Raw genomic sequence first — 13,776 nt, 5'->3', positions numbered from 1 at the left:
CATGACCGCATCCCCGTCCAGCGGCGAGCTGAAGTTCTATGACAACTACGTCCCCGCGCTCCCCGCCGGAGACTGGACCATCAAGGTCGACCACACCCTCGCCGGCGTGGACACCGGCACTCTGGCCGCGACCCAGAACCTGGTGGTCAGCGCGCCGCAGTTCGCCATGGACACCACCATGGTGCTCAACCGCCACCCGCCCGCGAACACCGTCGGCCAGTACGATCGCGTACTGCCGCACCTCGTCCTCAACGACGCCCTGCTCCCCTGGGAGCGGTCCATGGAGGCCGCCTCGGAGCGCGCGCCCTGGCTGGCGCTGCTCGTCCTCGAGGAGGACGAGATCACCGGCGGGAGCGGCCACCCGACGCGCGCCCAGACCAGCACCGTCACCGACTTCCTCGCCTCCCGGACAGGTGTCCTCATTCCGGGTGTCACCCTCGAGGGCGATACCGACGGCGACGACCCGTGCATGTTCATCGAGCTGTCCACCACCGTCTTCACCGAGGTGGTGCCACGGCTGGCCGAGCTGCGCTTCCTGGCCCACTGCCGGGAGTCCCACATCGGCGACAAGGCGGAGCAGGGCCTGGAGACGAACGGACTGTTCTCAGCGATCGTGGCCAACCGCTTCCCGGCCGCCCCGGACCCGGGCAGCTCCGGCGCCCGCAAGTCCATCGTCCACCTGGTCTCGCTGGAGGGACTGGAGCCCTATCTCACCGACCGGCCCGACTTCGGCGACCACACCACCGTCGCACTGGTCTCCCTGACCTCCTGGACCTTCAGCACCGCCGCCGACCCGCTCCAGGACTTCGGGACGCTCATGAAGAACCTGGTCCATGACGGGAAGTCCAGCGTCCGCCCGGACAGGCTCTGGCTCCGCCTCCCGCCCACCACTCAGCCGTTCGACGCCCACAACGCCTACGGAACGGACGCCACTCAGCGCCTCAAGGAGGGGTACGTCCCGCTCGGCTACCGGCTGCGCACCGGGGAACAGACCCTGGCCTGGTACCGGGGACCGTGCGCGCCCATACGTACCCAGGCGCCCGTCTTCGACCGCACACCGTTCCCCACCGCGGACGCCGCCCTGATGTACGACGCTCATGCCGGTGTCTTCGACGCCTCGCTGGCCACCGCGTGGCAGATGGGCCGTGCCCTCGCCCTCGCCGACCGCACCTTCGGCCAGGCCCTCCACGACCTGCGCCGCCGTATCCACCAGGTCACCGACCGGCTGCTCCAGCAACTCAACAGCGACACCTTCTCCGCCGTGCGGACCGCCGACCTGCGGCATGGAGCGCGCGCCGAGGACGAACTCCTGCCCCACCTGACGGCCGAGCTGCTCGCCGCGCTCGACACCCCCACGTCCCTCGCTCCCCTCAAGCCCCCGGCCCTGGCCTCCGCCGTGGCCTCCGCCCCGGCCGGCACCATCGAGGGCCTCTTGGCCGACCAGCCCACCCGGCAACTGATCACCACCGCCGCGGGAGCTGATCTGAAGCCCGTCGCCGCCTGGCTCGCGAAGCTGCGGCTGCTCTACCCGCTTCCGTTCTCCCTGCTGGTGCCCGATCGGCGGATGCTCGCCCCCGAAAGCCTGCGGTTCTTCCACCTGGACGAGAACTGGCTGGCCGCGCTCACCGACGGCGCGCTGAGCATCGCCTCGCACACCTCCCGGGACACTCTGGTGACCCAGGTCATGCACGGCGTCCTTCACGAGGCCGTCCAGCAGCGGGCCCGGACATTGCGCACCGAACGCATCGGCACCGGCGGCACCCCGGTGGCCCATCAGGACAACGGCCCCGTCAGCGGCATCCTGCTGCGCTCGGCCCTGGTGACCGGCTGGCCCAACCTCGCCGTGCGCGCCACCACCACCGACGGCAGCAGGCTCGCGACCCTGCGCATGGACCGGCTCGCCGCCGATGTCCTGCTGTGCCTGTTCCAGGGAGTCCCGCACCAGCTGGAACTGGCCGAACCCCAGGAGGGTTTCCGCTTCGGTGTGGACGAGAACGGCAAGGTGCCGCTCCGCCGGCCCGTCCCCACCGCCGAGGTTCCGCTGGGCAGGCAGTTGAGCGTCCCCGCACAGAACGAGCCCGCCCTGTTCCCCGGGTGTCTGCGCGGCACCGGTCGTCGGGTCCTGGACATCGGCGCCGCCCGGAACGCGATCACGTCGGCACTGACCCTCGCCAAGGCCACGGTCGAAGACTTCGGCCCCGCGGACTTCGCCCTCCAGATGCTGAAGGCACCCGAGGCGATGCAGTTCACCGACGCCCCCACTACCTGACCGCAGCGCCATCCGACGAACTAGGACTCAACCTCCATGGCCGATCAGCCGACACTCGCCGTCCCCCTCCATCTCGACGTCCTCGTGGCGAACCAGTCCGTCCTCGGCCGCGACACCTTCCGCTGGTGGCAGTTCAACTACCAGGCCCTCAAGCACGGGAAGAGCCCTCAGCCCATGGCCTTCGACCGCTCCGAGGGCGGCCCCGGGCCGGGTGTCCATCTGAGCTGGACCCTGCCCGACGCACTGCGGCACTCACCCGCCGACCAGCCCCATGGGAAGTTCCCCCTGGTGCCCAACCGCTGGCTGATCGTCCGTATACACGAGGCCGGCGCCCGGAAGGCCGCGGCATGGGTCCTGGAGAGCGACTGCCCGGTCACCTCGGCGGCGGCCACTGCCGACACCGAGCACACCTCTCAGTATCTGCCCACCCCCGAGACGATCACCGCCTGGAAGAACTCGACCCATCCGGTACGCAAGGCCACCTCGCTCGACCCGGGGACGGGCACCGTCCAGGTCGCCCGGCTCGGCGTCCCCTTCCCCCTCGCCGACTGGTCCGAACGTGCCTCCGATGTGCCGCTGTTCCTCACCGCCCTGGCGCCCGGCAACCCCCTCTTCGCCGGCTACGTCCCCCACCACGCGGGCGTCTTCTCCTTCCATGACCCACTGACCGGCATCGACAGCGCCCAGCTCAGCTACTGCGTCATCGGCTGGTACTCCAACCCGAAGCAGGACATCCTCGCGGACGGCGCCACCGACGGCGCCGCCCTCACCAAGGTGCTCAAGCACCTCGACTGGGCCCTGCCCGACGGCACCACCACCGCTCCCACCGGCCGCAGTGTCTTCCACGGCGCGTCCTTCGCCGTGGACTGGAACCGCGACGGCCCGGCACCCGCGGGCGACCCGCTCCAGACCATCAGGGACAACGGCAAGCTCAATGTCGGCATCGGCAACACCGCGACCGACGCGTTCGCCGCCCTCACCGCGCCCCAGATCGACGACCCCGCCAAGTCCCGGCTGCTGCGCGCCTTCCAGCACAACCTCCTCCCTCTGCTCAACGAGCCGGGCGGCGACGCCCTCCTGGACCAGGCGATCCGCAGAGGCTGGTACCACGCCCGCCCAGGCGGCCACTCCTGGACCATCACGGAGAAGTCCTCCCAGGGCGACACCGGAACCACCCTCACCCCCGCCGAAAAGCAGTGGCTCAACGACCTCAACAAGGACCAGGCCGACCTGGATCAGGCGCTCGCCACCCTCCACAGCCTCCAAGAACGCGTCCACGGCCTCTGGTTCAAGAAGGGCCAGCTGTCCGTACCGGAGAACCGCTGGCCCGCGCCACCCCACGGCGTCGGCGACCTCGACGCCTTCGGCACCCGGCTGGACGAGGAACTGGACCCCAAACGCCCCGGCAGCGCCGCCGCGCAACTGGTTGGTCAATTCGCCGCGATCCAAGCGCTTCTGCCCAAGGTCCCGAGACCGGGCAGGGACTCCGGCAACGCCCAGGCGGCCTGGCGGAAGGGCATCGCGGACTTCGCCGCCACCAAGAACCTCGACCTCGGCAAGACCCTCAAGCCGGTCGCCGCACCCCGTTACTGGCAGGGCAACAACCCCGTCATCGCCCTCGCCGGCGTCGAGCCCCCGCCCGCCGCCACCCGCACCCGCGGCCTGCGCGTACGCCCGGAGGGCTCGCTGATCACGGAGTTCCGGCCGAACACGACGTCGTCCATCGGCACCACACAGGTCCAGGGCCAGCTTGACCTGATCGGCGACCTGTCCAACATCCCCATCGGTGCCGTACAGCCACTGCTGCGCGAGTTCTTGCTGCTCAACCTGGCCAACGCCGCCAAGACCCCGGACGGCCCCTACACCGGCGTCCGCCCGGCCATCCCCCTCACCCCCTGGCAGCAGCCGTGGGCACCCTTGTTCCTGGAGTGGTCCGGCACCTACACCCACATCCCCCTCACCGAAGGCACCACCCGCAACTGGACCTTCGACGGGACCGACTACCACCTCACCAACCTCCCTGCCCGGACCAAGCAGCGCACCGTCGAAGGCATCACCCTGCTCAGCCCCCACACCCGCACACACTTCCGTAGCCGCCTCGACATGTTCGTCCGCCAGTACGGTGCCAAGTCGGACCTCGCCGGGATCGACGAGCTTCTCACCAAGACCGACGACTGGAAGTTCCTCACCCAGGAACTCACCGGCTTCCACCAGCTCCTCGCCCTGCGCGATACCCGCCCCTTCCGTGAGCCCGCGTCCAGCGAGACCCTCGGCACCCATCCTCTCGCCCAGCTCCTCGGCCACAGCGACAGCCCCGGGCTGCCGGCCTACGCCCAGGGGCGGGCCGACGCCTCCCCGCTTCTGCCGGACGGCCCCGCGCTGCCCTTCCACGGCACCGTGCACGGCGGCTTCCACTTCACCGACCTGCGCATCTACGACGCCTTCGGGCGCAGCCTCGACATCATGGAGTCCGGCCCGTCCAGCGGAGTCCTGGACGAGACCAACTTCCCGGTCCGGATCGACACCGCCCTCACCTCGGACCGCCCGATCGACCCTCAGATCGCGTCGATGATCCAGCTCCCGCCCCGGGTCCTCCAGCACGCCCGGCTCGACATCCGCCTCCTCGACGCCCACGACACCACGAAGGTGTACCAGCGGGACCCCGATGTGACACCGATCGCCGGCTGGATACTCCCCAACCACCTCGACAACAGCATCCTGCTCTACGCCCCGGACGGCAGCGCACTGGGCGAGTACCGCCTCTACGCCGGGACCAGCACCGCCGAAAGGGGCCGCTGGACGCCGCCACCGCACAGCCGGCTCACCCTCAAGGACGTCAGCACCCGCGCACCCGCGGTCCATGACGTCATCACCGCCCGCCGACTCGCCACCGAGGCAGGATTCACCGCATTCCTCGACGCCATCGACACCACCCTCCGGACCACCGACCCCCTCGGCAACCGTGCCGACACCCACCTCTCCCTCCTCGTCGGCCGCCCCCTGGCACTCCTGCGCACCCGACTGTCACTCCAACTCGACGGTGACCCCCTCACCGCCACCGGCTGGGCCGCCACCTTCGCCCCACCCACAGCCGACCTCACCAACCACTCGTTCGCCGTCCGCCTCGGTGACCTGAGCAATCACCAGGACGGGGTGATCGGCTATTTCAATCCCGCCATCGGCTACAACATCTTCCACAGCACGGCCGCGGCCCCTGGCCCGTACATACGACAGATCGGCCCGCCCGGAACCGGCGACAACTACCTCCAGCTGACCTTCGATCGTGGCACCCACCTCGACGCGACCGTCCTCGCCGATCCCCGCGCCGCCCTGCACGCCCACACCGGCATCCTCCCCGTCAAGCGCTACGACCTGCCTCAGGAGCACGTCGAACGGGCCCTGGCGGCCATGGAGATCACCTTCCGCACCGGCCCCCTGATGACCAGCGTCACACCCACCCACAGCGGCCCGACCAACCAACCGGAGCACCCGAACGCCGTCGCCCACCCCACCCCCGCCGAACAGAACGGCACCTGGACGTGGTGGGAGCCGAACCGGGACGGCACCTGGAACGGCTACGACCTCATCGACACCACCAACACCGCCGCCAGTGGCCCGGTCCCGAACACCCTCCGCGAAGGCGTCCTCCAACTCACCGCCGACCTGGACGACACCGCGTCGATGAAGGACTCGCCGCCCCCGCCCGCGGAAGAAGACACATCCCCCCGGAACGCAACCTGACCCCCCCCAGGCACCGCGCACAGCGAAAGAGCCACCGATGCCCCCGAACACCACCCCCCTCCTCACCTACACACCATCCGCCAACCCCGCACGCCTGCCCATCGGCGACCCCCAGGCCGAGGTGTTCATCGCGGTCCGGCCGACCGACGGCAACGCGGCCGTGTACTGCAGCCAGATCCTGGTGTCCGTCCAGGTCGGCCCAGGTGAGGCCGGCCTCTTCATCGCCCCGCCCACCGGCTTCGTCTCCACCAACACCTGGACCCCCACCACCGGCCCCCGCCGCAGCGCCGACCTCCAGCACAACCCGGACAGCTCCGAGAACTACGCCTCCACCGTCATCTACGACTCCACCTCCGGGGTGGGCCACGGTGTCCCCGCCGACCTGACCCTCGGCCTGCAAGGCGCGGTCAACAACACCCCTGGTGAGGTGACCCTCCGCATCCGCGAAACCTCCGGCACCGCACCGGACCCTGCCACTCACACCTTCAAGGAGACTCGGATCATGGTCCGTAAATCCCCCGCAGACTTCTACGTGCGGAATTTCATCGCCACTACACCGGAAGACCCAACGAAGCCCGTCACTGACTTCACAAGAGGAGGCAGGATCCGACTGGCATGGGAGAGCAACGGAAGCGACTACCAGGTCTCCTACCTGAACGAGAAGTACTCAGTCGGTACCGCCTCCTTCATTGAACTGAAGGACGGCCTCACCCGTGACGCGACCATCCTCCTCACTGCTACTCGAACCGGCCCTGGCATCACCACACCGGAGACGCGATACGCAACGCTCCCACTCACCATATCCGACCCCAAGTTCGCCAGGCTCGACGTCACCGAAAGTCTCGGGGTCAAGGGAAAAGCGACACTCCCTACCACCACGACCGACAGTCTCACAGCCGTCGGCGCCGTCACGGCGGGCAGCCTGAGCAGCAGCACACTGAACACGGATGAGATCGGCCCTAAATCTACTCAAAGCACAATGGTTCATCGACTCGACACAGAGAGTGTCAAACTCGGCACCACTTCAAATAGAGGCGGAAACATATCGCTATTCGGCGAGCCGATTGCGATTCTCAATGAGAATGCCCCGGCTAAATGGCGTAGGAAATACACAAGCCAGAGCGACGGTATCCTGGTGATGGCCTATCGACCGTTGGAGGGGAATGCAGTCCCCCAAATCAGCCTCTATTATAACCGTCAACACTATGAAATAGTCTCCACCGGTGTCGCGCGGACCATCAGTGTCCCCATCCGTGCAAACACGGAATGGATCGTTGACGTCCTCATCGGCGAGAAAATGGGAGCGGCGATCTGGTGGTACCCCTTGGGAGCCAGCGCCATCGGGCTGCTCTAGTGCGGCAAGTGAACTGCCCTGCGAGTGATCAGTCGGGTGCTGTCTGCGGCTAGGGCTGGCTGTCATCCCCGCCATCGACGGAAGCCGAGCGGCAAAGATGAGATGCCGGGCTCACTGCCGATGAATTCACGCACAGACTGCTCGACGCGCGCGGGCTCTCCGTCGATGACGACTAGCAGGACGTGGTCGACGAGGGCTCGCGGCCGAGCACCTGCAAGAGCTGTACTCCCACGGTGGACTGCGGGTGGAGGGACCCCTGAAAGCGATAGCGAAGCATCGCCAGCCGAAACGCCCTACTCGGCCCGCCGGAACCGAAACGGCTCCCCACCCTCCTGCCCGGTAAGCCTGGCCTCCAGCCGGTCCCCGTCGACCACGACCTCCAGGCTCGACGGAACGCTGACCGAGATACAGGACGAGTCAAAGGCGATGCGGTACTCCGCGCCGCCCCCGTCGCCCTCACCCCGGGACGTCACCTTCGCGCCCCCGCACAACCTCATCGGCGAAGTCCCCAGCACCGCCTTGTCGTTCTTGTCGACGCTGATCGTCGCCCCGTCCCCGAAGTCGGAGTACCCGGGCGGCTGCGGCCCGTACGCGCTCCACTCACCCTCGATGGGCTTCGACTCCTCCGAACACCCGGCGAGCAGCAGCCCGGCGGCGAGGGCGATCACGGCGAGCGTTCGACGCATACGGTTCTCCCGGTGACGGACGGAAGGCGGGCTGGCCCGCATTCAAGCAGATGCGGGCCGGGGGAGGTCACCCCGCCTCCCAGTGGTCCCGGCCGCGGAAAGGCGATGCCGCCGACGCGCTGACGCCCGTACGCTTCGCCGGGTGAGTCTGATCGAGGGGGACCGGGGCAGTCCGAACTCGTCGTGCGGGGGCCGGGGGCCGAGGCGGTCGGTGTCCGGTTGCTTCGGGAGTGAGCCGTCCCGTCAGGAATGCGCCCCGCATGGCATCGCCCGCGACCATCGCGCCCGCGTTCTCCAGAGGGCGCGTCGGCGGCGGCCGACCAAGTGTCCAGGGTCCTGGACCGGCCTCGGCCCCCGGAGCCGCCCGCGCCTCCTCCCAGCCCGTTCCCTCTCGTACCACCCCGTCGGACAGCCGTCGTCAAGGGCGGGCCCTACGTGAAGTCGTACTGGTTGACCGCCCGCCTGGTCGCATTGAGCAGCATGCCGATGTTGACCCCCCTGCGAGCCACGGCGACAGCGACGATCTCGTTGTTGGTCGGTATGCGCACGAACACATGGACCAGGTTCTCGCTGTTGACCAGCACTTCCTGGAAGTAGCGCACGTCGCTGACGGTTCCGCGGCGCTTTTTGAAGATCTCCTCGATCGTGGAGACATTCCTGCCCCGGAACAGATCGAACGTCGCTGCGGCCAGCAGGTCGAGTACCTCGGACGGATGCGAGTCGACGGTCTCCACCGCCAGGAGCATGCCGGTGGACATATCGACTACGCCGGCGGCCACGCACTCCGGTGTTTCGCTGCGCAGGACCTTGACGAGATTGTTGACCTTGCCGGACATGCTCTGATCGGTCACGGGTGACATCACTTTCTCTTTGTGCTGGGTTGTTTCCTGGGCTCCGACTTCAGGGCGCCGGAGGCATCCACCAAGGTGGTGATCCGTTTCACGGATGTTCTGGCTTCCATGTGCAGTCGGGCCAAATTGAGTCCCTGCTCCGTGAGGACGACGAGCAGGAGGCGGGGGCCCGCCGCGTAGAACGCCACGTATCCGGCCTCGCACCGGATCACGGTCTCGCAGAAGTCGCCGCGGGACACCTCGTGGGCGACTCGCTGAGCAACAGCCAGGAACGCGGCGGCCAGTGCCGCCAGTCCCTCCAGCGCGGCTCCGTCCAGTTCGACGGCGGTGATCGGCATGCCGTCCACGCTGACGAGGGCCGCTCCGATCACTTCCGCGACCTGCTCCTGCAAGGCGCGCACCTCGGACTGAAGTGCGTCGACATCCATCTCGCCGTCCCTCCGCTTGCTCGGAATCAGGAGCTTCATCCACGACAGGTTGCGGGGCCGCGCATGTACCGTCATGGCAGGGCACGCAGATAGTCGAGAATCTTGCGCATGCTTGCCTCACTCGGCGGGTCCACCTGGGCGGGCCGGGGCACGCCCGGCGGCTTTCGCGTGGCACGGACGGGCAGCGGCGCCGCGCTCGCGGACGCTGGACGCGGTGGGGAACCGGGCGGCTCCGTGGGCGCTGCCGCGTCGTTCTCGGCTGAGGTGGTGGCATTGCTACCGATTCGGGTCGGGGGGCGGGTCAGCGACCGTAAGGTCAGACGAGCCAATGCGATGTTCGTTCCGGCGGGAACCATGACGACATGGGCCAGCGTGGTGGGTTCGGCCGCCGTGGAGCCGACAGTGCTCAGGAGGTGGACGTGCCGGGCGCTGCTGACGACCATCTCCTTGAAGCGATCGGGTTGTTCCGTCTCCTGGCCTTGATCCGTGTGCAACAGACGGAGCGCGGAGTGGCGGATCTCCATCGCTGTGGGGTACGACAGCGATGTGTCACCAACGGCACTGAGTAACGTATTTGATGGCACGTCGTAAAAGCCCGCCGAGAGAACATAGGGAATGGCCATCACTTGTTGCAGCACATCGATCCATGAGCGCATGGCAGTCTCTGTCACTTCACATGGGAGCACCGGGAATTCCACTGCTGTCGAATGCATATGCCAGGAGCCTCATGACCCACTTCGAGTGGATCGGCTCCCATGCCTGAAGCACGTCAACCATGAAGTGGCGGAGTGTTAGGGCTGGTTGCGGCCAGAATCTAACTGCGATGATCGAGGAACGTCAAGAAATCAAAGAGGTGCCGAGTCCCGCCCCGGGAAGGGACCGAATGCTCGGTCCCGCGGGCGCTCCCCTTTTCACCGGGTCTCACCGTGCGGCCAGGTGTCTGGCGGTGCCGTCCGAGAGCAGCGCATAGGGGTTGAGGCCGCTGAGTTCGGCGGCGCTCGTGGTGATGCCGAGGAAGACGCGTCGGATGATGTAGCCGTCGGTGGGCGGCAGTGAGTAGGTGCGTCGCAGGGCGTGGTCGATGTCCAGATAGAGGGTTTCGTCGGCGTCGTCGGGCTGGAGGTGAGGCGCGTCGCGGTAGCCGACGACGGACTGCCGCCAGATGCGGTGCACGAGGGGGCGCAGCTCCTGGGCTGCCTTGAGGCGTGCGCCGGAGTCCGTGACCGTCGTGGCCACGAGGGTGTCGAAGAGGGCGCACCAGGCGTCGGCGAGGGTACGCAGGTCGGCTGGACGGGTGTACTGGTCGCACAGTTCCAGGACGGTTCGCGCGGATTCCTCGCAGTGATGCGTGACTGCCGGTGACATGCCGAGGGCCGAGGTGCGCGGCAGGCAGCGAGTGATGGTGCGGCGGGCCAGGAGCCCGGCCCAGCTGCTGTCCGGGCCGGAATCCGAAGGGGAGGTGTGGGTCCACAGCGGGCGCCAGTCGGGGCTGTGGAGCGTACTGCCGGGCGGGAGGGTGGTCAGGGCCACGGCTGTCAGCCTGGTGCGGGGAGGCAGCCAGGCGAAGTCCTGCTGGACCGGGCTGCCGGAGGCGCAGAAGTGGGCCACCTGGCGGCGCACCATGTACCGGGCGGCGAGCGCGAACCACAGATAGCAGCCCATGGCGAACTCGGCGGCCTCCTCATGGCCATCGGCCCCGCAGTCGCAGGTGAGGGCGTCGTCGGTGACGCGGGCGCAGGCGTCCGCATAGCCCAGGAGGGCGGGTCCGCCGCGTGCCGCCAGCGCCTGGCGGGCTCCGTTGAGGAAGTCGCCGTTGCGGTGGTCGGCCATGAGGTCGGTGATCTCGTTGTGCCAGATTCCGGTGTTGAGGGCGCGTCGGATTCTCCCGCACCGGTCCGCGGCCCGGAACGCTCCGAACTCGTCGGACAGGTGCCGGTAGTCCGCGGTGCACAGCGCGAAGCGTATGGCGAAGGCGAGGCCGCCGTCCCACCAGCGGCCCAGCAGGATCTCCTGGGGTGTCACCGGGCCGCCGAGGGCTTCGAGGTGGGCGGCCCGGCCTGCGGGGGAGCGGTGTTCGTGCCGTGCGGCCATGGCATCCTTGGCGGTCATGAGGGCGCCGACCAGGGTGATGTCCCGGAGGATCTGGGTGGCCCCGGGGCCGCTGAGGCAGGCGAGTCCTTCACCGGCTGCGGCGAGATAGGCGTCACGGCCGCCTCCTCCCGCGTCGTCGGCCGCTCCGACGTAGTCGATGGCGGTGGTGAGGCAGCCCACCGAGCCGAGAAGGTCCGGGATGCGTCCATCGGTGAGGCGGGGGAAGATCCAGACGTACCAGGAGGACCAGAAGTCACGCATGGCCATCGGGCCGGCGTGTTCGATGGATTCGGCATGGCGCCTGAGGTACTCGGGCAGGAGCCGGTTGATCTCGCCGCCCTTCTTCGGCGCCGCCGCGGCCAGGGCGGTCAGCTTCTCGCCGGTGGTGTCGTCCGTGAATCCGGCGTCGAGGGTTGCTTGCGCGGCCAGCAGGGCTGAAGCGACGAAGCCCGTTCCGGTGCCGTCGACGACATCGGGTGAGAAGGCGGTCTTCAGCACGCTGCGCCCGATGCTCTCGCCTTCGGGACGCAGGGGTACGCGCGGCGACACATAGGGGAGGTACCGGGTGGCGTCGGTGATGTAGGCGGTGGCGGCACAGGGGCCGGGTAACTCGGGTGTTCCGGCGGGGCCTATGCGGAGGGCGGTGAGCTGGGAGTGCGCGTTCTCGGTGCCGACGAGCCCGCAGGCCGCGGCGGTCCAGATGTCGGGCGGCTGGTTGCGGATCTCCGTGCGCAGCTGGTCGATGTCGTCGGGGTTGAGCGGGGACGGGGAGGGTGTGGCCACGGTGCTCATCTCTCCTTGCGGGCATACGGCGGTGGGCCGGGTGGTGTGCCGGTCGGTGCGGACCGGGGCGGTCGGAGCTGGGCCGTTCGTCGCTCAGCGACGGGACCCCGGAACTCTGGACGTCGCAGTCATGACCAGGCGGTGAGGGCGGACCAGGAGCTGCCCGGCGCCGGGACGGACCGGCCCCTCAGGGACAGGGGTCATGACCCACCTGGAGGTGATCGCGGCGAGGGCCAGTGTCATCTCGGCCAGCACGAACTTGTCGGCGACACACCTGCGTGCTCCGGCGCTGAACGGGAAGAACGCTGTCCGGAGCAGGTGTGGGGCGGTGGCGGTGTCCCAGCGGCCGGGGTCGAACTCCTCGGGCCGTTCGTACAGGTTGTCGCGGTGGTGCAGGAGATAGGGACTGAACATGACGGTGGTCCCGGCCTTGAGGTCGTGGCGGCCCAGTCGGGCGGCGGTGCTCAGCGTCCGGGTGATCAGCCAGGTGGGGGGATAGAGGCGCAGCGTCTCGGTGATGACGTGGGCGGTCAGCCGCAGGCGGGTGAGGTCCTCGAAGCGGACGGCCCTGGCCCCGACCACCGAATCGATCTCCTCATGGACGTGGCGGGCGATCCGGGGATGCCGGGAGAGGAGGTAGAGCGCCCAGGTCAGCACGCTGGCCGTGCTTTCGGTCCCGGCGATGAAGAACGTGGTGAGCTGGTTGCTGATCGCCATGTCGTCGCCATCGGCGTCGACACCGTCGGCGGCTGCGCCGAGCAGGGCGGACAGCAGGTCGGGGCGCTCGTCGCCGCTGGCCCGGCGTTCCGCGATGACCTGGGCGAAGAGTGTGCGCAGGCGGGTGGATGCCCGTTGGTAGCGGCGGTTGCCGGGTGTGGGGATCGAGGTGAGGGGGCGGGGCAGCAGTGTCTGGCGGAGGAGCCGGGTGACCAGTTCTTCCACGTCCTGGACGGCGGCCTGGCCGTCCCGGGCCGACAGCGCCCCGGAGAACATGGTCTCCACCAGCACCGCGGACACCAGATGGAGGAGTTCGCGCTGGATGTCGAGTGACTCTCCGTCCCTCCACCCGTCGATGTGCCGGTCGATCCGGGCGGACATCGCCGCTGCGTAGCCGGGTAACCGGGCGGCGGTGAACGCGGGCTGGACCAGCCTGCGCTGTGCGCGGTGGCGGGAGTGCGGGCAGGTGACGATGTTGTCCCCGATCACGTCCCGCAGCCTGTCGAACAGGGGGCCGCCCTTGTCGTACGTCTTCCCGTCCAGCAGGAGCGTATGGGTCAGCTCGGTGTCGCACACCACGACGACCTTGGCCGGGCCGAGACCGATCTCCACCAGGTCGCCGTGAGCGGGCAGGGTCCGCAGGAACGCGTAGGGATCACGGCGCAGTGCCCAGGCGTGTCCGAGCAGCGGCAGGCGGCCTGGAGCCCGGGTGATCGTGGTGTGGTTCGCTGCCATGGCTGGTGGCGACTCCGTTTCGGTGCGATGGGGTGGGTGACCGTGAGCGCGGGCGGCTTCGCCGATGCTGTCAGGAGGTCCGCAGGTCAGCGGGTCAGCGGGTCAGCGGGTCAGGAGGTCA

The 13,776-nt window shown here is 68.6% G+C and carries 9 protein-coding genes; 3 read left to right on the top strand and 6 right to left on the bottom strand.

Annotated elements, in window-relative coordinates; all coding sequences use genetic code 11:
* The first annotated feature begins 1 nt into the window (after window position 1).
* The 3 genes from AB0D49_RS25510 to AB0D49_RS25500 are packed head-to-tail and all read left to right on the top strand — an operon-like array spanning window position 2 to window position 7,364.
* Entirely contained in the window at window positions 2-2,269 is a 2,268-nt protein-coding gene (locus AB0D49_RS25510) for a hypothetical protein (RefSeq protein WP_362761405.1), read from the top strand.
* Between the two features lie 36 nt (window positions 2,270-2,305).
* Window positions 2,306-6,010: a hypothetical protein gene (locus tag AB0D49_RS25505; RefSeq protein ID WP_362761403.1), complete on the top strand. Its 3,705-nt coding sequence runs from the start codon at window positions 2,306-2,308 to the stop codon at window positions 6,008-6,010.
* Between the two features lie 37 nt (window positions 6,011-6,047).
* The gene (locus AB0D49_RS25500; protein ID WP_362761401.1) at window positions 6,048-7,364 is read left to right on the top strand and encodes a hypothetical protein; all 1,317 of its coding nucleotides are present in this window, start codon (window positions 6,048-6,050) and stop codon (window positions 7,362-7,364) included.
* Window positions 7,365-7,657: 293 nt separating this feature from the next.
* Here AB0D49_RS25500 and AB0D49_RS25495 read toward each other — a convergent pair whose 3' ends face one another.
* The 6 genes from AB0D49_RS25495 to AB0D49_RS25470 all read right to left on the bottom strand — a co-directional run bounded on the left by AB0D49_RS25495 (window position 7,658) and on the right by AB0D49_RS25470 (window position 13,655).
* Entirely contained in the window at window positions 7,658-8,050 is a 393-nt protein-coding gene (locus AB0D49_RS25495; RefSeq protein ID WP_362761399.1) for a hypothetical protein, read from the bottom strand.
* A 431-nt stretch (window positions 8,051-8,481) separates the two neighbouring features.
* Complete coding sequence (locus AB0D49_RS25490) at window positions 8,482-8,886, bottom strand: hypothetical protein (RefSeq protein WP_362761526.1); 405 nt, start codon at window positions 8,884-8,886, stop codon at window positions 8,482-8,484.
* A 23-nt stretch (window positions 8,887-8,909) separates the two neighbouring features.
* Window positions 8,910-9,368: a roadblock/LC7 domain-containing protein gene (locus tag AB0D49_RS25485; protein ID WP_362761397.1), complete on the bottom strand. Its 459-nt coding sequence runs from the start codon at window positions 9,366-9,368 to the stop codon at window positions 8,910-8,912.
* 32 nt (window positions 9,369-9,400) lie between these two features.
* A complete protein-coding gene (locus tag AB0D49_RS25480; RefSeq protein WP_362761395.1) occupies window positions 9,401-9,985 on the bottom strand; it encodes a hypothetical protein in 585 nt (194 codons plus the stop codon).
* Window positions 9,986-10,250: 265 nt separating this feature from the next.
* Window positions 10,251-12,212, bottom strand: a complete 1,962-nt coding sequence (locus AB0D49_RS25475) for a hypothetical protein (protein ID WP_362761393.1) — start codon at window positions 12,210-12,212, stop codon at window positions 10,251-10,253.
* A gap of 84 nt (window positions 12,213-12,296) precedes the next feature.
* Entirely contained in the window at window positions 12,297-13,655 is a 1,359-nt protein-coding gene (locus AB0D49_RS25470; RefSeq protein ID WP_362761391.1) for a cytochrome P450, read from the bottom strand.
* Window positions 13,656-13,776 lie beyond the last annotated feature (121 nt).

This window comes from Streptomyces sp. NPDC048290, assembly GCF_040652095.1.
In the GTDB taxonomy this organism is placed as follows: Bacteria; Actinomycetota; Actinomycetes; order Streptomycetales; family Streptomycetaceae; genus Streptomyces.
The sequence above is the reverse complement of the archived record's forward strand: the minus strand, read 5'-3'. Positions and strand labels throughout refer to the sequence as shown.